Origin of the sequence: Alloalcanivorax xenomutans, from assembly GCF_900217905.1 — a bacterium.
Lineage (GTDB): Bacteria > Pseudomonadota > Gammaproteobacteria > Pseudomonadales > Alcanivoracaceae > Alloalcanivorax > Alloalcanivorax xenomutans.
In genome coordinates this window covers 26,581-46,942 of record NZ_OBMO01000026.1, presented here as the reverse complement: position 1 = coordinate 46,942, position 20,362 = coordinate 26,581, and the positions used below count along the sequence as shown (strand labels likewise).

Annotated in this window: 19 protein-coding genes; 8 read left to right on the top strand and 11 right to left on the bottom strand. The window is 62.2% G+C overall.

All coding sequences use genetic code 11. From position 1 onward, the window contains the following. The first annotated feature begins 45 nt into the window (after positions 1-45). The gene (locus CRO06_RS17905; RefSeq protein WP_097059048.1) at positions 46-624 is read left to right on the top strand and encodes a TRAP transporter small permease; all 579 of its coding nucleotides are present in this window, start codon (positions 46-48) and stop codon (positions 622-624) included. Then, positions 621-1,928, top strand: coding sequence for a TRAP transporter large permease (locus CRO06_RS17900; protein WP_097059047.1), 1,308 nt, complete (start codon positions 621-623; stop codon positions 1,926-1,928). The genes CRO06_RS17905 and CRO06_RS17900 overlap by 4 nt, the downstream gene beginning before the upstream one ends. A gap of 27 nt (positions 1,929-1,955) precedes the next feature. Here the strand turns inward: CRO06_RS17900 and CRO06_RS17895 are convergent, their stop codons facing one another. After that, entirely contained in the window at positions 1,956-2,570 is a 615-nt protein-coding gene (locus CRO06_RS17895) for a MarC family protein (RefSeq protein WP_097059046.1), read from the bottom strand. Between the two features lie 205 nt (positions 2,571-2,775). Here CRO06_RS17895 and CRO06_RS17890 point away from each other — a divergent pair, with 205 nt between their 5' ends. After that, positions 2,776-3,063: a helix-turn-helix domain-containing protein gene (locus tag CRO06_RS17890; protein WP_097059045.1), complete on the top strand. Its 288-nt coding sequence runs from the start codon at positions 2,776-2,778 to the stop codon at positions 3,061-3,063. Beyond that, positions 3,053-4,336: a type II toxin-antitoxin system HipA family toxin gene (locus tag CRO06_RS17885; protein WP_097059044.1), complete on the top strand. Its 1,284-nt coding sequence runs from the start codon at positions 3,053-3,055 to the stop codon at positions 4,334-4,336. Before CRO06_RS17890 ends, CRO06_RS17885 begins: the two co-directional genes overlap by 11 nt. An 87-nt stretch (positions 4,337-4,423) precedes the next feature. Here the strand turns inward: CRO06_RS17885 and CRO06_RS17880 are convergent, their stop codons facing one another. The 5 genes from CRO06_RS17880 to CRO06_RS17860 form a co-directional block, all read right to left on the bottom strand. Beyond that, the gene (locus CRO06_RS17880; RefSeq protein ID WP_097059043.1) at positions 4,424-7,537 is read right to left on the bottom strand and encodes an efflux RND transporter permease subunit; all 3,114 of its coding nucleotides are present in this window, start codon (positions 7,535-7,537) and stop codon (positions 4,424-4,426) included. Between the two features lie 12 nt (positions 7,538-7,549). Next, positions 7,550-8,779 (bottom strand): efflux RND transporter periplasmic adaptor subunit, encoded by a 1,230-nt coding sequence (locus CRO06_RS17875; RefSeq protein ID WP_097059042.1) that lies wholly within the window; start codon positions 8,777-8,779, stop codon positions 7,550-7,552. Further along, positions 8,776-10,074 carry a TolC family protein gene (locus CRO06_RS17870; protein WP_097059041.1) on the bottom strand — a complete coding sequence of 433 codons (1,299 nt, stop codon included), beginning with the start codon at positions 10,072-10,074 and terminating at the stop codon, positions 8,776-8,778. Before CRO06_RS17870 ends, CRO06_RS17875 begins: the two co-directional genes overlap by 4 nt. 46 nt (positions 10,075-10,120) lie before the next feature. Next, a complete protein-coding gene (locus CRO06_RS19975) occupies positions 10,121-10,474 on the bottom strand; it encodes a hypothetical protein (RefSeq protein ID WP_143247763.1) in 354 nt (117 codons plus the stop codon). A 73-nt stretch (positions 10,475-10,547) separates the two neighbouring features. Continuing rightward, the gene (locus CRO06_RS17860) at positions 10,548-11,411 is read right to left on the bottom strand and encodes a YicC/YloC family endoribonuclease (protein ID WP_097059039.1); all 864 of its coding nucleotides are present in this window, start codon (positions 11,409-11,411) and stop codon (positions 10,548-10,550) included. Positions 11,412-11,714: 303 nt separating this feature from the next. Between CRO06_RS17860 and rph the strand changes: the two genes are divergently transcribed. Genes rph through CRO06_RS17845 form a run of 3 tightly spaced genes read left to right on the top strand, consistent with a single transcriptional unit; the run spans position 11,715 to position 13,735 of the window. Further along, positions 11,715-12,431 (top strand): ribonuclease PH, encoded by a 717-nt coding sequence (rph, locus tag CRO06_RS17855; protein WP_097059038.1) that lies wholly within the window; start codon positions 11,715-11,717, stop codon positions 12,429-12,431. 15 nt (positions 12,432-12,446) lie between these two features. Beyond that, the gene (gene pyrE, locus CRO06_RS17850) at positions 12,447-13,118 is read left to right on the top strand and encodes an orotate phosphoribosyltransferase (RefSeq protein ID WP_097059058.1); all 672 of its coding nucleotides are present in this window, start codon (positions 12,447-12,449) and stop codon (positions 13,116-13,118) included. After that, positions 13,115-13,735 carry a hypothetical protein gene (locus tag CRO06_RS17845; protein ID WP_026948883.1) on the top strand — a complete coding sequence of 207 codons (621 nt, stop codon included), beginning with the start codon at positions 13,115-13,117 and terminating at the stop codon, positions 13,733-13,735. The genes pyrE and CRO06_RS17845 overlap by 4 nt, the downstream gene beginning before the upstream one ends. Positions 13,736-13,884: 149 nt before the next feature. Here the strand turns inward: CRO06_RS17845 and slmA are convergent, their stop codons facing one another. The 5 genes from slmA to coaBC all read right to left on the bottom strand — a co-directional run bounded on the left by slmA (position 13,885) and on the right by coaBC (position 19,484). After that, positions 13,885-14,487 (bottom strand): nucleoid occlusion factor SlmA, encoded by a 603-nt coding sequence (slmA, locus tag CRO06_RS17840; protein ID WP_014992554.1) that lies wholly within the window; start codon positions 14,485-14,487, stop codon positions 13,885-13,887. A 102-nt stretch (positions 14,488-14,589) separates the two neighbouring features. Next, entirely contained in the window at positions 14,590-15,489 is a 900-nt protein-coding gene (gene argB / locus CRO06_RS17835) for an acetylglutamate kinase (RefSeq protein WP_022996574.1), read from the bottom strand. A 20-nt stretch (positions 15,490-15,509) separates the two neighbouring features. Beyond that, complete coding sequence (locus CRO06_RS17830) at positions 15,510-17,675, bottom strand: phosphohexomutase domain-containing protein (RefSeq protein ID WP_179746647.1); 2,166 nt, start codon at positions 17,673-17,675, stop codon at positions 15,510-15,512. A gap of 128 nt (positions 17,676-17,803) precedes the next feature. After that, the gene (gene dut / locus CRO06_RS17825; RefSeq protein WP_022996572.1) at positions 17,804-18,256 is read right to left on the bottom strand and encodes a dUTP diphosphatase; all 453 of its coding nucleotides are present in this window, start codon (positions 18,254-18,256) and stop codon (positions 17,804-17,806) included. Between the two features lie 28 nt (positions 18,257-18,284). Continuing rightward, a complete protein-coding gene (coaBC, locus tag CRO06_RS17820; protein ID WP_022996571.1) occupies positions 18,285-19,484 on the bottom strand; it encodes a bifunctional phosphopantothenoylcysteine decarboxylase/phosphopantothenate--cysteine ligase CoaBC in 1,200 nt (399 codons plus the stop codon). 136 nt (positions 19,485-19,620) lie between these two features. On the opposite strand from coaBC, the gene radC reads away from it, so the two are divergent. Next, complete coding sequence (gene radC, locus CRO06_RS17815; protein ID WP_022996570.1) at positions 19,621-20,295, top strand: RadC family protein; 675 nt, start codon at positions 19,621-19,623, stop codon at positions 20,293-20,295. Positions 20,296-20,362 lie beyond the last annotated feature (67 nt).

Sequence of the window (20,362 nt, the reverse complement as noted above, 5' to 3'; positions counted from 1 at the left end):
TATCACCGGCTTTCACTTCGTATTCCCGGTTCTCGAGGAAAGACTATGTATCGGTTGGGGCGTTATCTCTCCGGGGTGACGGACATGACGACGCTGGTGGGCGGGCTCGCCATTGCTTTGATGATGATCCACATCAGCCTGGACGTATTGCTGCGTTATCTTTTTTCAACACCGATTCCCGGCACCATCACCTATGTGTCCAACTACTACATGATCGTCGCCGCTTTTCTGCCCCTGGCTTACGCGGAAAAGCTGGGCGCCCATATCAGCGTGGAAGTGGTGAGCGAACGGCTGCCACAACGGCTCCAGTTCCATCTGGCCCATTGGCTGATCCTGCTGTCGGCGATCATCCTCGGCTTCATGACGGTGAAAACCGGAATAGAAGCGGTGTCCCGTTATCAGATGGGAGCGGCCCTGGTGGAAGGCGGCACTTCCATCATCATTTGGCCGGGCTATTTTGTTCTGCCCATCGGGCTGGGGCTTATGGTGCTGACGCTGCTCTACAAATTCCTGATCTATGTCATCGGCGGCGAATCCGGGTTCGACGGACCCGGGCAGCAGCGGAGCGCCGATGACGCGCGGAGGCCGAATGGTACCCACCGCGCCACGGGGGAATCGGCATGACCGAAGCCCAGATTGGCCTTGGTGGCCTGGTGGTGTTGTTCGCGCTGATCGCCTTGCGCATGCCGGTGGGCATCGCGCTTATCGGCGTCTCTTTCGGTGGGTTGTGGTACCTGATGGGGTGGGGCATCGCCTGGGGATCGTTGGGGCTGATCCCCTATCAGTTCTCCGCCAACTGGGTGCTCAGTTCGGTACCCATGTTTCTTTTGCTCGGCTACGTCTGTTTCCACGCCCAACTGACTCAGGGATTATTCAGGGCCGCGCGGCTGTGGCTGTCCTCGGTGCCGGGCGGCCTGGCGGTGGCCTCCATTTTCGGAACCACCGGCTTTGCCGCGGTATGCGGTTCCTCCGTGGCCTGCTCCGCCGCTATGGGGCGCGTTGCCGTGCCGGAGATGGTTGACCAGAAATACAATTCGGGATTGGCGACCAGCACGGTTTCCATCGCCGGCACCGTCGGTGCTTTGCTACCGCCATCGATCATCATGATCCTCTACGGCATCATCGCTCAGCAGTCGATCAGCAAATTGTTTCTGGGTGGGATCGCCGCCGGCCTGATTACCGTGGCGGGTTACATCGCGGTGGTGATGCTACGTGTGAAGCTGGATCCGTCGCTGGCGCCGCGTACCGATTCGCGAGTGTCACTGAAAGAAAAGGTGGCGGCGCTGTGGGATATCTGGCCGATCCTGCTGATCATGGTGGGCATCTTCGGTGGCATGTTCGCCGGATTGTTCACGCCCACGGAGGCCGGTGCGGTAGGCGCCGCGCTGTCCTGTATCGTGGCGCTGTGCAAACGTACCCTGACCTGGAGCCGCTTTCGCGCGGCGATACAAGAAACCCTGCTGACCACCGGCGCCCTGCTGATTATCGCCATGGGCGCCAGCCTGCTGACCCGCTTCTTGTCCTTATCCGGCGCCGGCGACTATCTTTCCTCGCTGGTGCTGAATGCCGGCGCCGACACCGTGGCGATTCTGCTGATTATTGTCTGCGTTTATCTTTTGCTGGGCATGTTTCTGGAACCTATCGGCGCCATGCTGCTGACCCTGCCCATCGTCCTGCCGATCATCGACAGCGCCGGCCTCAGTCTGATCTGGTTCGGCGTGGTGCTGACCAAACTGTTGGAAGTGGGCATGGTGACGCCGCCGGTGGGCATGAACATCTTCGTGATAAAGAGCGTGGTCGGTGACCTGGTATCCACCAGCGCCATCTTCAAGGGCGTGTTCTGGTTCCTGATGATGGACGCCGTGGTGTTGTTGCTGTTGATGGGTGTGCCGGATCTGATTCTGTTCCTGCCGGAAAGGTTTGGTTGAGCGTGCCGCTCGCGGCGGCCTGGGTAGTTAACCGGAAGAGGTGAAATGCACCGCGCCCTGGATGCCGGCGATCAGCATTTGTGTGCCGATCACCGCCAGGATCAGCCCCATCAGGCGCGTCACGATACTCAGGCCGTTCTGGCCGATGACGGCGATGATTCGCGCGCTGAACAAAAAACAGATGAAGGTGATCAGGCAAAGCGCCAAAAAGACCAGGCAGGTGATGATGATGGCCGCCCAGCCGCCGGAGGCGGAATAGTTCATCGCCGTGGCGATGGTGCCTGGACCCGCCAGCAGCGGGACCGCCAGAGGGGAGACGGCAATATCCGAGTCGCCGTCGTCCGGTTCCGTATGGAGCTTGGAATTGCTGCCCTGAAGCATGTGGTAACCAACCAGGAAGACCAATATTCCTCCGGTGATCCTGAGCGCTGGCAGAGTGATGCCGAACAGATCGAAAATGGATTTGCCCAGCGCCGCGAACAACAGAATGATCACGAACGTGATGATCAGCGCCTTGGTGGCGATGTGCCGTTGCTCGGCCTTGCTCTTATCCCCGGCAAGACCGGCGAACACCGCGGTATTGGCGATCGGGTTCATGATCGCGAAGAAGGCCAGGAAAACGGTGATGGCATGCTCGGCCATAGCGGCTCCGGTTACTCGATATTCTAAATTTCTGGTAGCGTAGGTGTTACCCGCGCGACAAAGCCAAGTAAACCTCTTCCACAGCAGGGCGACCCTAAGCCGCTGTGGGAGCCAGCCCTGCTGGCGAATCTTTTGGCTATCATAATATCTATTATTCTCTGATTGTGTCATCATTGGATACAGTAATGTCCATTTTTGGCGGAAGATGATCTCTTTGCTCGATGACATCGATGTACAGCAAGCCTTTGTTGCTCACCTGCGGCGTTTGCGCAAGCAGGCCAAGCTGTCTCGCGATGCCCTGGCCGAGCGGAGTGGAGTGCCGGCCTCCACCATCAAGAAATTCGAACTCACCGGGCAGATCTCGTTCCGGCAGCTGCTGTTTCTCTGGCAGAGCCTGGATGATCTGCGCCGCCTGTATGCGTTAACCCGTCATTCCCCTGGGGAAGCCGGGATGCCCTCCAGTATCGATGAGGTATTGAAGGATGACCTTTAAACCGGTTCGCAAGCTGATGGTGACACGTACGCTGGCAACCGGACAGGCGGTAACCGTGGGGGCGTTGGCGCAGAACCGGCAGGGTGTGTTCTTTCAGTACGATGCCGACTATCTGGGGCGATTCGGCAACCTTTCGCCGTTTGGGTTAAAGGCAACCACGGAACTGCTGATGGCACCCAGAACACCACACATGGGTCTGCATGGTCTTTTCGCGGACAGTCTGCCCGACGGCTGGGGGGCTCTGTTGCAGGATCGCGTGTTCCGCCAGCATGGGGTTCTCCCTGCCCAGATCAGCGCCATGGATCGTTTGGCATTTGTTGGTGCCTCTGGGATGGGCGCTTTGTCATTTGCTCCCACCTCTGAATATCAAGTCGCATCGACAGGGGAGATCGATCTGGCGACTCTGGGTATGGAGGCGCAGGCCTTTTTCGATGATCAGACGGAGGATGTGCTGGCGGATTTGGTGGCTGCCGGAAGTTCCGGCGGTGCCAGGCCCAAGGCGCAGCTGTTTATCTCCCCGGATGAGCCGAATCGCTGCCACACAATGGCAAGGCCCGGGGATGAGGCCTGGCTGGTCAAGTTCACCTCGCGGAATCTGCCACTGGGCCATGAGGAGGGGCTTTGTGAAGCCGCTTATCTGCACCTGGCCGGAAAATTGGGACTGCAGCCGCCGCAGTGGCGTCTGTTCGATGCGCCGGAGCAAAGCGGGGCCCGTGCCTGGCTTGGGGTGAAGCGGTTTGACTGGGTGAGTCACCCGCAAAAGGCCGGACGCCTTCACATGCACAGTGCCTGCGGCCTGCTGGATGCGGATTTCCGGACGCCGAGCCTGGACTACGAAGACCTGATCAAGGCCAGCCGTCACCTTTGCCGGTCGCCGGCGGTGGGTAAACTTCAGTTCCGCCGGGCCATGTTCAACCTGTTCGCCTGTAATCAGGATGACCACAGCAAGAACTGGGCTTTTCTTCAGGATGATGCTGGCGAGTGGGCGCCGGCGCCTTTCTATGACGTGACCTTCAGCCCTCATCCGTTCCAGGAGCACGCTACCGCCTATGCCGGCTTCGGTAAAAGTCCGTCATTGAAAGCTATTCAGACATTGGCGGAGCGTGCGGGCTATGGCAAATGGGAGCAGGCACGACAGGATATTGCCGAAATCGTGGAGGTACTTTCTGATTTCGCTTCGGTTGCTGGAGACTTCGGGGTGAGCCGTCGTGTTGGGGAATTGATTACCCGCCAACTTGCTGAGTTGAGGGAAGAGAACAGGATGGACGGTTAGGGCGCTGTTGGTCTCGAAAAAGAAAACCCCCGGAGAGCCGGCGAACACAGGGCGTATTGTCCTGTGTTCACATGTATGCCGTTTAATTCACGCCTTTTCATGACCCCTGTGCAGCCAGTGGTAAAGCACGGGCAATACCAGAAGTGTCAACAGGGTTGAGGAAAGGATGCCACCGATGACCACTGTTGCCAGCGGACGCTGGACTTCCGCGCCGGTGCCTGTGTTCAGTGCCATGGGTACAAAGCCCAGGCTGGCAACCAGTGCGGTCATGAGCACCGGCCGCAAGCGGATCAGCGCGCCTTCGATGACGGCATGGCGCAGATCTCCGCTCTGATGCCAGAGATCACGGATAAAGGCCACCATCAGCAGGCCGTTGAGCACCGCCACGCCGGACAGGGCAATAAAACCGACTCCGGCGGAAATGGACAGAGGCATCCCCCGCAGCCACAGGGCCAGAACGCCGCCGGTCAGTGCCAGCGGCACCCCGGTGAAAATGATCAGCGAATCTTTCACTGAGCCGAAGGCCATGATCAGCAGGCCGATAATGATGGCCAGAGTTACCGGCACCACCAGCATCAGCCGCTGGCTGGCGGATTCCAGCTGTTCAAAGGTGCCGCCGAAATCCAGCCAATACCCGCTGGGCAGATCGACTCGCTGGTTGATGCGCTGTTGTGCGGCCTCCACGAAACCGCCCAGATCCCGGTCGCGCACGTTGGCGGTGACTACTACCCTGCGTTTGCCATTTTCCCGGCTGATCTGGGCCGGGGCCGGTTTGATTTCCAGGCGAGCGACTTCGTTCAGCGGAATGTAGCCGCCGGTCGGCAGTGACACGGGAAGCGTCCGCAGGCGATCAACGTCCTGACGAAGGGACTCGGGCAGGCGCACCATCAGCTTGAAGCGGCGGTCGCCTTCATAAATCAATCCGACTTGCTCCCCGCCAATACCCGTGGCGACCAGGTGCTGGACGTCGTCCACCGTGATGCCGTAACGCCCGAGTGCTCCGCGGTCGGGAACGATGGACAGCATGGGCTGGCCGGTCACTTGCTCGACGCGAACATCGGCTGCGCCCGGAATGGCCTGTACCTCGGCCATGATGGCATTGGCGGTTTTCAGCAGCGTATCCAGGTCGTCACCAAGCACCTTGATACCCAGGTCTGCCCGCACACCGGAGATCAGCTCGTTGAAACGCATTTCAATAGGCTGAGTAAACTCGAAATTGTTGCCTGGGACTTCCGTGACGGCCGCGGACAGTTCCCGTATCAGCTCCTCCTTGCTCTTGGAGGGGGCAGGCCATTGCTCGCGGGGTTTAAGGATCAGGAAATTATCCGACACATTGGGTGGCATGGGATCGTTGGCCACTTCCGGTGTACCAATGCGGGATACCATTTTGTCGATTTCCTCGAAATCCTTCAGGCGTTCGTCCAGCATCTTTTGCATATCGACGGATTGTTCGATGCCGGTGCCGGGAATGCGAAGGGCGTGCATGGCGATGTCGCCCTCATCCAGTTGCGGAATGAATTCCGATCCCAGAGTAGTCATCAGCCAGCCACAGAACAGCACCAGCAGCAGGGCGATCGCGATCAGGATATGACGCAGGGCCAGGGCTTGTTCCAGCACCGGGCGATAGAGAGATTTGGCGGACCGGATGATGGGGCTTTCCTTCTCGCTGACCTTGCCGCCCATGAAAACGGCGACCGCTGCTGGTACCAGGGTGAGGGAAAACAGCATGGCCGCGAGCAGGGCCATGATCACGGTCGCGGCCATCGGGTGGAACATTTTCCCTTCCACACCCGTGAGGCTGAAGATGGGGATGTACACGATGGTGATGATCGCGACACCAAACAGGCTGGGCCGAATAACTTCGGTGGTGGCCTCGTAGACCAGCTGAAGTCGCTCACGCAGCGGCAGAACAGCCCGGTGCCGGCTTTGGGCCAGGGACAACCGGCGAGTACAGTTTTCAACGATGATCACCGCGCCATCCACGATCAGGCCGAAGTCCAGCGCGCCCAGACTCATCAGGTTGGCGGAAACCCCGATTTTGACCATGCCACTGATCGTCGCCAGCATGGACAGGGGGATCACGGCGGCGGTAATCAGCGCCGCACGCAGGTTACCCAGTAGTAGAAAGAGCACGGCAATGACGAGCAACGCCCCTTCCAGCAGGTTGGTGCGAACGGTGGCGATGGTCTTTTCCACCAGAGTGGTACGGTCATAGACTGCTTCCACCTTGATGCCGTCGGGCAGGGAGGACTTCACCGCTTCCAGCCGCTCGGCCACATCCCGGGCTACCTGATTGGCGTTTTCCCCCATCAGCATCATGACCGTGCCCAGAATGGTTTCACGGCCATCCCGGGTCGAGGCGCCAGTGCGCAGCTCCTTGCCGATGGCCACCGTGGCCACGTCCTTGACCCTGATCGGCGCGCTGTCCTGAACGGTGATGACCACATTCTCAATGTCGTGGATGGTTTTCAGTTGCCCCGGTGTTCTTACCAGTAGTTGCTCGCCGTTGCGTTCGATGTAGCCCGCGCCCCGATTGCTGTTGTTGTTGCGCAATGCGGTGGAGAGCTGTTCCAGGGTGATGCCGAATTGCAGCAGCCGCTTGGGTGAGGGCATGACGTGGTATTGCTTGTCGTAGCCGCCAATGCCATTCACCTCCGCGACCCCGGGGACCTGGGCCAGTTGTGGCTTGATGATCCAGTCCTGGATTTCGCGTAGGGCAATGGCATCGTATTTGCCGCCGTCCGGTTGGCGGGCACCGGGTTCCGCTTCCACGCTGTAGAGAAATATCTCCCCGAGTCCGGTGGCCATGGGCCCCATGGCCGGTTCCAGACCATCCGGCAAGGCGCCCTTGATGGCGCTCAACCGCTCGTTGACCAGGTTACGGGCAAAGTAGATGTCGGTGCCTTCCTTGAACACCACGGTGACCTGCGATAACCCGTAGCGGGAAATCGAGCGTGTGTAGTCCAGCCTGGGCAACCCGTACAGGGCCGTCTCCACCGGAAAGGTGACCCGCTGTTCTGCTTCCAGGGGGGAGTAACCCGGTGCCTCGGTATTGATCTGCACCTGGACATTGGTGATATCCGGCACCGCGTCTATGGGAAGGCGCTGATAACTCCAGATGCCCAGGCCAATCAGTCCGAGGACCAGGGTCAGCACCAGAAGGCGTCTCTCAATGGAGAAACGCACGATGGCATCAATCATCTTGCGTTCTCCTTAGTGGTGGTGGGCCGCGCCCGCTTTGAGAATGTCGGCCTTGATCAGGTAACTGTTCTCGACGACGTAGTGATCACCCGGCTTGAGTCCGTCGAGCACTTCGCTGAACCGGTTGTCCCGCCGGCCAAGCGTGACTGTACGGCTTTCATAGGCATTCCCTGCGTGAAGGAAGACCACGGTACTGCCGTTCATTTCCTGCAGGGCACGGTTATCGACACGGAGCGGAACCTGCTCGCTGGCGATGACGATACGGGCATCCACAAGATCGCCAGGCACCAGGCTGTCATCCCCATTGTCCACGGCCACCCGGGCAATAACGGTGGCGACCGGGGCATCGCGGGAGGAGGGTGTCAGGCTGGTAATCCGGCTTTCAAACTGTCGCTCACCAGACTGCAGGGTGACGGGCTGGCCGGCTTGTACGGCGCCACGTTGTTGCGGGAACAGGGTCAGTTCCGCCCACAGGGTGTCGGTGTTGATGAGTGTAAACAATGCCTCTTGGCCGGTAACTTCGCCCGCATTGGCATGGCGCTGTTGAATCACGCCATCGAAAGGGGCGCGCAGGCTGTAGGCACGCAGGCTGTCATTGGATTCGACGACGGCCAGTACATCGCCCTTGGTGACGGCGTCGCCCAGCGAGGTTTTCACCGAGGTGACCAGGCCGGGGAAGCGCGCGTGAAGAGTGGCCCGCCGCTCGGGTGGAATGGTCAGTCGTCCGTAGGCCTGAATCTCGGTGTCGATGGCGCCGCCGCTGGCTTCCTGGCTGACGATGCCGGCTTTTTTTGCCGCGGCCTCTGAAATCTCGGCGCGTCCCTCGTACGATTCCCACTGCCACTCATGGCGCTGCCCGCCGAGCATCAGCTCAAGGCTGATATCGAAGGAGTGGGGAGGTCGAATTTTCTGCTGGCCAAGCCAGTGTGAGCCTTCGTGGCGGAACCTGACCGTCTCCTGGTCTCCGCCCAGTCGTGTCAGTGTGGCTGACAGTGCCAGCTCGTTAACCGCTTTCCCGGCGCGGGTGACCCATGCCTGCATGGTGGCCAGGCCGCCCTGCTCGGATTTCAGTATCTCGACGGTTATCTCGTCTTCTTCCAGCAACAGGCCACCATGAGGGCCTGTGATAGTTTCTTCATGGGGGCTATGTTGGTCTTCTTCATGACCATGGCTTCCGCCCGCAAGCGCTGGCAGGGAGAGTGTCAAAAGACAGGTAAGAGACAAGGGGGCAAGCATTCTCATGGAGTGTCCTCCTGGTTGCCGACCCGGGAAAATGGCAGGCCGGTGAGGCGTTCCAGTTCGTTGCGTTGCAGATGAAACTGGGCGGCCAGATCAATGGCCCGGTGTTCGAGTGTCAGCTGTTCCTGCTGGGCATTGATCAGTTCAAGCAGGCTGTATCTACCGGTGCGGTAGCCGCTTTCGATACCGGCATACAGCTGTCTGGCCAAGGGGAGGGCGGTTTCCTCGATAAGGGCAAGTTCCTCACGCAACAGCTCCAGCGAGCGGTAAAGCGATTCCAGCGTGGCCATCAGTTCAATCCGGCGGGCCCGCAGCCGCGCTTCGCTGGCTGCAAGCTGGGATTCAGCACGGGCAATATTACCGCGATTGGGGTTTTTCAAATTCAGCGGAACGGAGACGCCCAGCACCAGGGTGTTGTTATCTCCCTCCCGGTCGTGGCGAGCACCGACGGACACGGTGACGTCACGGCTCCCCCGGGCGCTGGCGAGCCGGCTCTGTGCCCCATGCAAACGGGTTTCGCTTGCCAGCCTGAGCAGGTCCGGCGCGTGCTCCAGCCGATTCATGATCTCGTCCAGTGGTGCCAGGGTGGGTAGCGGCCGCAACGCCGTGGCTGGGTGCAGTTGATCGGCGCCCTGCTGACCCCAGAGCGCAGCCAGTTGCTGACTGGCACGACGGCGCTCCATCTGCGCACGGCGGAAGGCAATATCCGCATGACGGGTAGCAAGTGTCATTCGGGTCAGATCCGCCTCCGGGGCCGCGCCGGCGCGCACGCGGCGGCGGGCGGCGCCTTCCGCCTTTTCGGCCAGGGCAAGCGTGCGTTTTGCCAGTGCCAGCTCTTCTTCATGTCGTGCCAGGGCAATGTAACGCGTCACCGCTTCGCCCAGCACCTCGAGTCGGGCGATGGCATAGCCCTGCTGTTCCGTGTCGAGTGCGCGGCTGGCCACGTCATTGCGCGACTCGCGCTTGTTGCCAAGCTCAATCAACTGACTGAGCGCAACGGTAATCTGGGCCCCTTCCACGCCATTCAGAGGCGCCTTTCCGGCGATGTTTTCCACTTCCAACGACAATTCGGGCTGGGGCCTGAGGCCCGACTGCAGCACCGCCGCATCGGCGGCCCTGAGCCGGTAGGGATAGGCGGTGAGTCCAGGGTTTTGTTCCAGGGCAAGGGTCAGTACGGCTTGCAGGGGTAGGGCGGTGCCTGGCGATACGGCCGGGGTTTCGGCGATGAGCAGGCCGGGCACAGCCAGGCACAACATGGCCGACACGGCGAGGCGCCAGCCAGGGGTTCGGCTTTTCATTTCAATCTCCCAGAAACGGATTACGGCGAAGATCGCCGAGCTGAAATCAGATCAAACCGTTGCTGTTGGGAGGTGGCACAGGAGGGCGAATGGCCAGGGAGGGAGCATGTGCATGGGCAGGGAAACGCCATTTAGCTGCGGAACCCTGACTGACCGACAACGGTGGATGGGTGAGGGTGGCGCTTGTGCCATGGGGCAGGCAGCACTGGTGACGCTCACAATCCGAGGTGTGGATTTCTACCGTTTCAGCACGCTGTTCACCAGCGGAAACATGGATCAGGCATGATGCATCAACATTCACCGAGTAGGGTACCTCAATGGCACCTGCCACGATGCTGCTCAGCATCAAAAAGCTGAGCAGCAGGGCGGTGATCGAATGTATTGTCTTGCTGCAATTCATGTTTTGCCAGCCGGGAGGTGCGGAGAAGAACCAAGGAGCATACTAGCAAGCCGCTCCCCGACGCCAGGGGACGCTATTCGATATTCTGCACCTGCTCCCGCATCTGCTCAATCAGGACCTTGAGTTCGACGGCGGCGGCGGTGGTTTCGGCGTCGATGGATTTTGACGCCAGGGTGTTGGCTTCGCGATTAAGTTCCTGCATCAGGAAATCCAGACGGCGGCCCGCCTGGCCACCCTTTTCCACCACCCGGCGGACTTCCTTCACATGGGCCTCCAGGCGATCCAGTTCCTCGTCCACATCCATTTTCTGGGCGGCCAGCACCACTTCCTGTTCCAGACGGTCGTTGTCAGCGGTTTCCAGCACGTCCTCGACCCGCTGCCGCAGCCGTTCGCGCAGGTGGTCGCGAATGCGGGGCAGGGCGGCGCGGACGATGACGACTTGCTCGCCGATCAGGGTCAGGCGGTCCAGCACCAGTTTGGCCAATTGTTCCCCCTCCCGTTCGCGCGTGGCCAACAGGCTGTCCAGTGCTTCGTCGAGCAGCTCCACGGCTTTGTTTTGCAGGGCTTCCGGGTCCACCCGGGTGGTTTTCAGCACACCTGGGAAGCGCAGCACTTCCAAGGGGTCGATCTGCCCGGGGTGCATCACCAGATCGCCCACCCGGCGAGCTGCTTCGGAGATCCGTTTCACCAGCGCTTCGTTGAGCTCCAGATTGGGATCCGCTTCGTCTTCCTGATAGCGCAGGGTCAAATCCAGCTTGCCTCGGGCCAGGCGGCTGCGGCAGCGCTCACGGACGATGCCCTCCAGTGTCCGTACGGCTTCGGGCAGGCGTGGGGAGATTTCCAGGTAACGGTGGTTCACCGAGCGGATTTCCCAGGCGAGGTCGACGCCGTCGAGATGCCCGTCGGTGCGGGCGAAAGCGGTCATGCTGCGAATCATACGGGTGTCCCCGGCCGTTGCTTGAGCGGTCAGTGTACCATTGCTGTTCGACGAATTCGGAATGCTCGGGCGCTTGGTCGCTGAACCCGTGGCCAGTCTGTTGCTATGGGGGACACGAATTGCCGCTCGTATTCGCTGCCAAGGCAGCTTCCCACGGCAAGAGCGCCGCGGAGTGGCTGTGGGAAGTGAATCGGCTGCCGGTCCTGAACTTGTGACCGATGCTCAGAGGCGCCTCGCAATGGGTCCGGCGGGTTCGTTACAATGGGGGCCTCCCATACCATGATCAGAACCTAAGGAGCTACCATGCGTCCCTCCGGCCGCGCGCCCGACCAAATGCGTGAAGTGTCTTTTACGCGCCAATACACCAAGCATGCCGAGGGTAGCGTCCTGGTGGCGTTCGGTGATACCCAGGTGCTCTGCACCGCCTCCGTGGAAGACGGCGTCCCGCGCTTCCTCAAAGGCAAGGGCCAGGGCTGGATCACCGCCGAATACGGCATGTTGCCCCGCGCCACCCACACCCGTTCCGGCCGGGAAGCGGCCCGCGGCAAGCAGGGCGGGCGCACTCTGGAAATCCAGCGTCTGATCGGCCGCTCCCTGCGCGCCGCCGTGGATCTGCGCAAGCTGGGCGAAAACACCGTCTATCTGGACTGCGATGTGCTGCAGGCGGATGGCGGCACCCGCACCGCTTCCATTTCCGGGGCCTGTGTCGCGCTTGTGGACGCCTTCTCGGTTTTGCTGGAAAGGAAGCGCATAAAGGAAGATCCCTTGAACGGGTTGATTGCGTCCGTTTCCGTGGGCATGTACAACAATGAGCCGGTGCTGGATCTGGACTATCCGGAAGATTCCAACGCCGATACCGATATGAACGTGGTGATGACCCAGCATGGGGGCTTCGTGGAGATTCAGGGGACCGCGGAGGGGGTGCCGTTCACCCGTGAACAGTCCGACACCTTGTTGGGCCTGGCGGAGAAAGGCATTCAGGACATCGTGCGCAAGCAGCAGGAGGCCCTGGGCTGGTAAGCGCCTGGTGACATGATGAAAAACTACAAAAAGCATTTTCTGCGGTTCGCCGAGCAGCGCCAGGCGCTCAAGTTTGGCGAGTTCACGCTCAAATCCGGGCGCGTAAGTCCTTACTTCTTTAACGCCGGCACTTTCCACACCGGAGAAGCGCTGGCGCGTCTGGGGCGCCATTACGCTGACGCCATCGTCGAGTCGGGCATCGAATTCGACATGCTGTTCGGCCCGGCCTACAAGGGCATTCCGCTGGTGTCCTCGGTGGCGGTGGCGCTCGCCGAGCATCATGGTCTGGATTACCCCTGGGCCTTCAACCGCAAGGAAGCCAAGGATCACGGCGAAGGCGGCTGGCTGGTGGGGGCCCCCCTCAACGGCCGGGCGCTGGTCATCGATGATGTCATTACCGCCGGCACCGCGATTCGTGAAGTGGCGGCGCTGTTCGCCCAGACCGATGCTTCCATCGCCGGGGTGTTCGTGGCGCTGGACCGCCAGGAGCGGGGGCAGGGAGAGCCCTCGGCGGACGGTAAAGCGAAATCCGCGATTCAGGAAGTGCAGGACAGCCTGGGTGTGCCGGTGCGCAGTATCGTGTCCATGGAAGACATCATCGGCTGGCTTGATCAGCAGCCGGACCGGGAAGAGGAGCGGGCCGCCATGGACGCCTACCGGGTACGCTATGGGGTGAGCGAGTCGTGAGAGCAACGGTACTGCTGCTGGGTGTGTTGTTGAGTGTGTTGAGCGCCGCCGGTATGGCGGCGAACAAGACCGGGCAAGTGGAACAGCGGCTGTACCGTTACCAGTCCGCGGACGGGGCCATGGCGATTAGCGCCACCCTCACCGAAGCGGCCATTCACGCCGGTTATCAGGTGCTCGACCAACATGGCCGGGTGCTGGAGACGGTGGCGCCGGCACCGCCGGAGGAGCAGGCCCGTCGCCGCAGGGAACTGGCCCGCCAGGAGCAGGCCAAGGCTCAGGCACGGCGTGACGGTGAATTACGCCGCCTTTACGCCGGCCCGGGGGATGCCGAACGGGCTCGCGACCGGCAGCTGCAAGCGCTGCAGCTCAATATCGACTACGCTGAAAATGCTATCCAGCAACTGAATGGCAAACAGGACGAGGAAATCCGCAAGGCGGCCCGGGCCGAACGGGCAGGCCGGCAAGTGCCCGACAGCGTGCGCGATGCCATTGAACGTTACGGCCGCCAGGCTCGCGAGAACCGCGAGAAAATCAAGGAATACCAGGAGGACATGGCGCGGGTGAAGGAGGAATTCACCCCCATCATCCAGCGCCTGCGCGAGCTGGAAGCGCAGTAATCACGCCTGTTTTTCGCCACTGTGGGAACTTGCCTGCAAGCGAATCTTTGGATGCCAGAGCCCATTCGCTTGCAGGTAAGTTCCCACAGCGGCTAAAGATCAGGCTGTTTTAGTCCTTCCGCTATTAACTGTTAACTATTCACTGCCTTTTAAAGCGCTTCCCCGTCCGCACGAAAGATCATTGGCGCGATCAGTGCCCATTGCTCATGCCAGTCCTCGGCGGGACGGGCGCGGAAGCCGGAGCGCACGAACTGGGCGATACGCCCCTCCACCACGGACAGCAGCAGATTGGCGGTGATGCCCGGAGTGGCGCGGGTGCGCTTGCCTTCGCGGAATTCGGCGTCACGGACCACCTGTTTCAGCTGGCTCTCCACCCGGTCGTAGAATTGCTGAATACGCTGACGCAGCCGCTCATTCTCGCCGGTCAGGGCGTCGCCGGTAAGCAGCCGGGTAATGCCCGGATTGCGCTCGGTGAAGGCCAGAATCAGCGTCAGAATCTGCTCCACCTGTTGCAGTGCGTCCCCTTCGGAGATGATGCGGTTAATGCGCGAGAACACCGAGTCCTCGATGAACTCGATCAGCGCCTCAAGCATGCGTGCCTTGCTGGGAAAATGGCGATACAGCGCGGACTCGGACACCCCCACTTCCCGGGCCAGCCCGGATGTGGTCACCCGGCCCCCCGGCTCCGCTTCCAGCATGTAGGCCAGTGTTTGCAGGATTTGCTCCTTGCGAGAAGGCTTCTTGTCGGTCATATCCTGGTTACCCGTTTTATGTGAGCCGGCCCGGCGATACCGCCGCCGGGCCGGTGTGCTCCACCCCAATTGGAGCCAATAACAAAGCGCCGTTCCGGCGTATCAATCGCGGCTGATGAGCGTGCCGATACCCTGATCGGTGAGAATTTCCAACAGCACCGCGTGAGGCACCCGGCCGTCGATGATGTGCGAGGTGCGCACCCCGTTCTCCACGGCTTCCAGGGCGCAGCGAATCTTCGGCAGCATGCCGCCGTAAATGGTTCCGTCCTTGATCAGCGTATTGACCCGGTCCGCGTTCAGGCCGGTGAGGATGCGATCGTTCTTGTCCTTGAGCCCGGCCACGTTGGTCAGCAGGATCAGCTTCTCGGCGCGCAACACCTCGGCCACCTTGCCGGCCACCAGATCAGCGTTGATGTTGTAGCTGACACCCTCGTCATCCACGCCGATGGGCGCGATCACCGGAATGAAGTCACTGCCGGACAGCAGCGAAAGAATGCGGGTGTCGATGCCCTGCACTTCCCCAACGTGACCGATATCGATGATTTCGGAGGCCTTCAGCTCCGGATTGTCGGCGTCCTCGTTCCGCAGCAGCATTTTGCGGGCGCGGATCAGCCGGCCGTCCTTGCCGGTGAGGCCGATGGCCTGGCCGCCGTTGTGCTGGATCAGATTGACGATGTCCTTGTTGACCAGGCCGCCGAGCACCATCTGCACCACGTCCATGGTCTCCTGATCGGTGACGCGCATGCCCTGGACGAACTTGCTTTCCTTGCCGAGACGGTTGAGCAGATCGCCGATCTGCGGGCCGCCGCCGTGGACGATCACCGGATGGATACCCACCTGTTTCATCATCACCACGTCACGGGCGAAGCTGTTCTTCAGCTCATCATTTTCCATGGCGTTGCCACCGTACTTGATCACCACGGTGGTTCCGGAAAAACGCTGAATATAGGGCAGAGCCTCGATCAGAACGCGCGCGGTTTCCTGGGCGCTCTTGGTATCCATGTCATTCTCCAGCCAAAACGTCAAAAGGGCAGCGCCAGGTCGGGGGACACCGCCCGGAGCTGATCACGGAACAGATCCTTGACCCGTTCCAGGGCCGCCGTGTCGCGACCCTCGAAGCGCATTTCCAGCACCGATTGTAAGGGGCAAAGCCTCACCACGCCCCACCCATCGGGAAATTCCACCCGCAGGCCGTCCACGGTGGCGGCGCGTCCACCGGGAAAGCGGCCGTCCGCGCGCAGCGCCGAGACCAGCGCCCGCCCCTGATCACCGGGGACCGGCAGCCGCAGCAACGGGGTGCTGCGGCCGGTGGCGAGGCCGGCGAACACGGTGGCGCTGTCGCTCTCCTGCATGCTGAGAATCTCCAGCACCCGGGCCGCCGCATAGAAACCGTCGGCGAAACCGAACCAGCGATCCGCGCAAAACACCCGACCGGACCACTCGCCCGCCAGCGGCGCCCCCAAACGCAGGCGCTCCGCGGCGATATGGCGAGGGTCGGCGGCGCACAATACCGGGCGCCCGCCCTGTTTGCGAATCAGCGAGGGCAAAGCGCGGCTGCATTTTACGTCAAATAAAACGTCGGCGCCGGGGTGACGGCTCAACAGGTCCCGGGCCAGCAGCATCAGCACCTGATCGGAAGCCACTTCCCCGCCCTGATGATCCACCAGTGCCAGCGTATTTCCTCGCTGATCCAGGAGGATACCGACATCCGCGTTCTGTTCCGTCACCACGCGGCGCAGGGCATCGGCGGTCTTGGCCGGCACCACGGCGCAGCCCAGGCCATCGAACAGAGCGTGCGCCAGCGGCGCCAGTAGCGCGGGGGCGTGCAGGGCCAGCCGTAGAGGCCGGGCCAGAACGATATCGTCACGAAGCTGGCGCAGGTAAGTGTCGAAGGGCGCTGGCTCGGGATCGGCCCGCCGCGAGGAAGCGGCCACGGTGCCGGCACTGTAGCGGCGCAGGGTGTCGAGATCGTCCTGGCCTGGTTCCTGTCCGTCCAGTACCGGGATCAGCCGCCAGCGATCGCCGTTCTTGTGGACGTACAGACCTTCGCGGACGGCGCCGGTTTCCAGCCCGTGCCGCCACAGCGGCTCGGCGCAGGGCGTATGGTCCCGGGTTTTCAGGCCTTCCACCAGAATGCCGCCGCGCAGCGCGTCGAGCACGGCGTCGGCGCCCTCAGAATCATCGCTGGTCAGGCACAGGGCGGGGGCGTGCCTGTCCCGGGCCAGAGCGGCGAAGGCGCTGCCCAGGCGCGCCAGGAGCTCGGGGTCCGCCTTGAGAACAAGGCCGTCGCCGCTGAACACATCGTCCGGCAGCGGCGGCTGAGTGACCGCTGGCGCCGCCGGTTTGGGCGCGGCGGGTTCGCGGCGTTGCGGTTTGGGAGCGCTGCCCTGCCTCACCGGTTCCGGCGGCTCCGGGCGCCGCGTCATCAGCCTGGGCAGAATCAATGACAACAGGACCAGGCCGAGCCCCAGACCACTGGGCAGAATCCAGGCGGTTAGCGGAGGCGGCGGCGGTGGCCTATCCAGCCGTACCGTAAAGGTGCCCTGGGTGGCCTCTCCGGAAGCCATATTTGTGCCATGAAGAGCGGTGCCATGAAGGGCGGAGGGCTGGCCGCGTCGGGCCAGGGTGACGTCGTCCTGGATCAGGCGCACCTGGGCGCCCCGGGGCAGGCGCTGATCAAGCTGGCGCATCCAGGGCGCGAGATCCTGCTGGATGATCAGGGCGCCGCCGGACACCGCCCGTCCCGCCAGCAGTGCCGGAGACTCGCCGCCGCGTCCGATCACCAGCGGAGCGCGCCCGCTCCCTTCATGAAGCCGTTGCAGCAGATCCTGTTCGGTGAAACTGAGCGCGTCGGTGGCGGCGATATCCGGCACGATGCGTAAGCGGCCGTCGCGAAACCAGTCGGCATCGGAAACTTGCGCTTGCGCCAGCGCGCGCTGGACCGGGACTTCGCCGGGCAGGCGGGTCAGTCTGTCCTCGAGCCGTTGCGCCCGGTTCCACAGGTCGCGCGCCCATTCCCGGGCCAGGCCCTGCGCATCGGCTTGCGCGGTTTGCCATTGCCGTTGCTGGATCTGCTGATGGAAATAAACGGCCTGGACGGCGGCGAGCGCCAGCCCCACCAGTAAAGCGAACAGAACGAAGGGCCGCGATGGGCGCGCGCCGGCGCCGTCGGCCTTGCTGTTGAACATGGTGTCCCCCCTTTTTTGTACACTTGAACGACGATGTTCAAGCAACAACGCCGGCGGCCCCCACCGCCGGCGTTCGCGCCCGGCCCGCATTGGAATGATGTCATGCGCGGGACGGGCAGGTGCGGGTCTTATTGTCGGCCACTGTGGCCGAAACCGCCGCTACCCCGTTGGCTTTCTGTGAACTGCTCCACCTGCTGCCAGACCACCTGCTGCACCGGCACGATCACCAACTGCGCCACTCGCTCACCAGGCTCCAGGGTGAAAGCGTTTTGCCCCCGGTTCCAGCAGGACACCATCAATTCGCCCTGGTAATCGGAGTCGATCAGCCCCACCAGATTACCCAGCACGATGCCGTGCTTGTGCCCCAGTCCGGAGCGTGGCAGCACCAGGCCGGCGTAACCGGGATCGGCGATATGAATCGACAGACCGGTGGGCAGCAAAGTGGAATCGCCCGGCGCCAGGGTGATGGCCTCGTCCAGCATGGCGCGCAGATCCAGGCCGGCGGAGCCCTCGGTGGCGTAATGAGGCAAGGGGATGGTGTCGCCCAGACGCGGGTCGAGCACTCGATATTGCAGGTTCATGTGTTATCCCGGGTTGATGACGAAACTGTCAGTCCTTGTACCGTATCGCGATCAGCTCGATCAATTGCTTGGCGATCTGTCGCTTGGACGCCAGCGGCAGCACTTTGTGGCCGCCGGGCCAGATCACGGTCAGGGCGTTATTGTCGCTGTTGAAACCCACGTTGCTGCCGGACACATCGTTGGTGGCGATCATATCCAGCTTCTTGTTGGTCAGCTTGCCCTGGGCGTAGCTGATCACATCCTGGGTTTCCGCGGCGAAGCCCACGGTGAAGGGGCGTTTGTCGTGGCTGGCCACCGCGGCGATGATGTCCGGGTTCTTCACCAGGGTCAGGTGAATCTCCTCGGTGGACTTCTTGATCTTGTGGTCCGCGGTCACCGTCGGCCGGTAGTCCGCCACGGCGGCGGTGGCGATGAACACATCGCAACCCTGCTCCACCACGTCCATGCTGGTCTCGTACATGTCCTGGGCACGCACCACATCGATGCGATGCACCCGCTCCGGGGTCGGCAAGGCCACCGGGCCGGCGATCAGCGTGACCCGGGCCCCCGCTTCCGCCGCCGCTTCCGCCAGGGCGAAGCCCATCTTGCCGGAGCTTTTGTTGGTCAGATAACGCACCGGGTCGATCGGCTCGCGGGTGGGGCCGGCGGTGATCACCACATGCCTGCCGGTGAGCAGATCGTAATTAAAGATATCCGCGGCCTGCCGGATGATCTCCTCCGGCTCCAGCATGCGGCCCGGGCCCACTTCACCACAGGCCTGGTTGCCGGAGCCGGGGCCGAAAATGTGGATGCCCTTTTCCTGCAGGATCAGCTGATTCTTCTGCGTGGCGCTATCCGCCCACATCTGCTGGTTCATGGCCGGGGCGATGGCGATCGGAGCGCCGGTGGCCAGGCACAGCGTGCTCAGCAGGTCGTTGCCATGGCCGTGGGCCAGACGGGCGAGGAAATTGGCGGAGGCCGGGGCGATCAGGATCAGGTCGGCCCAGCGCGCCAGCTCGATATGTCCCATCGCCGCCTCGGCGCGGGGGTCGAGAAGATCGGTGTGCACCGGTTGCCCGGACAGCGCCTGCATGGTCAGCGGCGTGATGAACTCACAGGCACCCTGGGTCATCACCACGCGCACCTCGGCGCCGGCGTCCTGCAGGCGGCGGACCAGATCCGCGGCCTTGTAAGCGGCGATACCGCCGGTGACGCCGAGAAGAATTCGCTTACTAATCAAACGTTGCATACTGTATTTCCGTACAGTAGTTTGGGGTGGACGCTTTCGCAGTGTATGCCCAATGCCTGGCGGTGACAAACGGGCCAGAGGGCGGCGATTGGCGTCGGCTAGCAGGGCACTAAACCATCATCACGGAGGATATCCAATGGCAATAACGGACTGGCCGGAAAACGAACGCCCGCGGGAAAAGCTGCTGCAGCGGGGGGCGGCGGCACTGAGTGACGCGGAACTGCTGGCGGTGCTGTTGCGTACCGGCGTGCGGGGCTGTTCCGCGGTGGACCTGGGGCGGAATCTATTGAATGAGGCCGGCGACCTGCGAGCCTTACTGGAGCTGCCTCCGGAGCGCATGCGGCGTATGCGGGGGCTGGGAGGCACCCGCCTTACCCAGTTGCTGGCGGCGTTGGAGATCAGCAAGCGCTATATGGCTCTCGAGAAGAAAAGGGCGATCACCCTTAGCGAACCGGAGCCGGCCGCGCGCATGTTCATGTCGGAGCTGCGCGGGGAGCCCAGTGAGGTGTTCGCGGTACTGTTCATGGACAACAAGAACCGCATGCTGGGCTTCGAGAAGCTGTTCCGCGGCACCGTGGACGCCGCCGCCGTCTACCCGAGGGAAGTGGTGCGGCGGGCGCTGGACCATAATGCGTCCAGCATCATCGTTGGGCACAATCACCCCTCGGGCATCGCCGAACCCAGCCGCGCGGACCGCGATGTCACCCGCCGCCTCTGCGACGCCCTGAACCTGGTGGATGTCCGCTTACTCGATCACCTGGTGATTGGCGACAACCAGTGGGAATCCCTGGGCCGCCTCGGCTGGCTGTAGCGGCGGGAAACCGGGGGTCAGGATTCGCCCCAGCAGGCTGGCTCCCACATGTGCTACGAAGCCGCTG

What these genes read in the sequence shown, in the direction of transcription:
- CRO06_RS17830 (WP_179746647.1), bottom strand. Translation starts at nt 17,675, where the DNA reads ATGTTCAACAGCAAGGCCGACGGCGCCGGCGCGCGCCCATCGCGGCCC.
- CRO06_RS17900 (WP_097059047.1), top strand. Translation starts at nt 621, where the DNA reads ATGACCGAAGCCCAGATTGGCCTTGGTGGCCTGGTGGTGTTGTTCGCG.
- CRO06_RS17895 (WP_097059046.1), bottom strand. Translation starts at nt 2,570, where the DNA reads ATGGCCGAGCATGCCATCACCGTTTTCCTGGCCTTCTTCGCGATCATG.
- argB (WP_022996574.1), bottom strand. Translation starts at nt 15,489, where the DNA reads ATGGATACCAAGAGCGCCCAGGAAACCGCGCGCGTTCTGATCGAGGCT.
- CRO06_RS17890 (WP_097059045.1), top strand. Translation starts at nt 2,776, where the DNA reads ATGATCTCTTTGCTCGATGACATCGATGTACAGCAAGCCTTTGTTGCT.
- CRO06_RS17880 (WP_097059043.1), bottom strand. Translation starts at nt 7,537, where the DNA reads ATGATTGATGCCATCGTGCGTTTCTCCATTGAGAGACGCCTTCTGGTG.
- CRO06_RS19975 (WP_143247763.1), bottom strand. Translation starts at nt 10,474, where the DNA reads ATGAATTGCAGCAAGACAATACATTCGATCACCGCCCTGCTGCTCAGC.
- slmA (WP_014992554.1), bottom strand. Translation starts at nt 14,487, where the DNA reads ATGACCGACAAGAAGCCTTCTCGCAAGGAGCAAATCCTGCAAACACTG.
- dut (WP_022996572.1), bottom strand. Translation starts at nt 18,256, where the DNA reads ATGAACCTGCAATATCGAGTGCTCGACCCGCGTCTGGGCGACACCATC.
- radC (WP_022996570.1), top strand. Translation starts at nt 19,621, where the DNA reads ATGGCAATAACGGACTGGCCGGAAAACGAACGCCCGCGGGAAAAGCTG.
- pyrE (WP_097059058.1), top strand. Translation starts at nt 12,447, where the DNA reads ATGAAAAACTACAAAAAGCATTTTCTGCGGTTCGCCGAGCAGCGCCAG.
- CRO06_RS17870 (WP_097059041.1), bottom strand. Translation starts at nt 10,074, where the DNA reads ATGAAAAGCCGAACCCCTGGCTGGCGCCTCGCCGTGTCGGCCATGTTG.
- coaBC (WP_022996571.1), bottom strand. Translation starts at nt 19,484, where the DNA reads ATGCAACGTTTGATTAGTAAGCGAATTCTTCTCGGCGTCACCGGCGGT.
- CRO06_RS17875 (WP_097059042.1), bottom strand. Translation starts at nt 8,779, where the DNA reads ATGAGAATGCTTGCCCCCTTGTCTCTTACCTGTCTTTTGACACTCTCC.
- rph (WP_097059038.1), top strand. Translation starts at nt 11,715, where the DNA reads ATGCGTCCCTCCGGCCGCGCGCCCGACCAAATGCGTGAAGTGTCTTTT.
- CRO06_RS17860 (WP_097059039.1), bottom strand. Translation starts at nt 11,411, where the DNA reads ATGATTCGCAGCATGACCGCTTTCGCCCGCACCGACGGGCATCTCGAC.
- CRO06_RS17885 (WP_097059044.1), top strand. Translation starts at nt 3,053, where the DNA reads ATGACCTTTAAACCGGTTCGCAAGCTGATGGTGACACGTACGCTGGCA.
- CRO06_RS17905 (WP_097059048.1), top strand. Translation starts at nt 46, where the DNA reads ATGTATCGGTTGGGGCGTTATCTCTCCGGGGTGACGGACATGACGACG.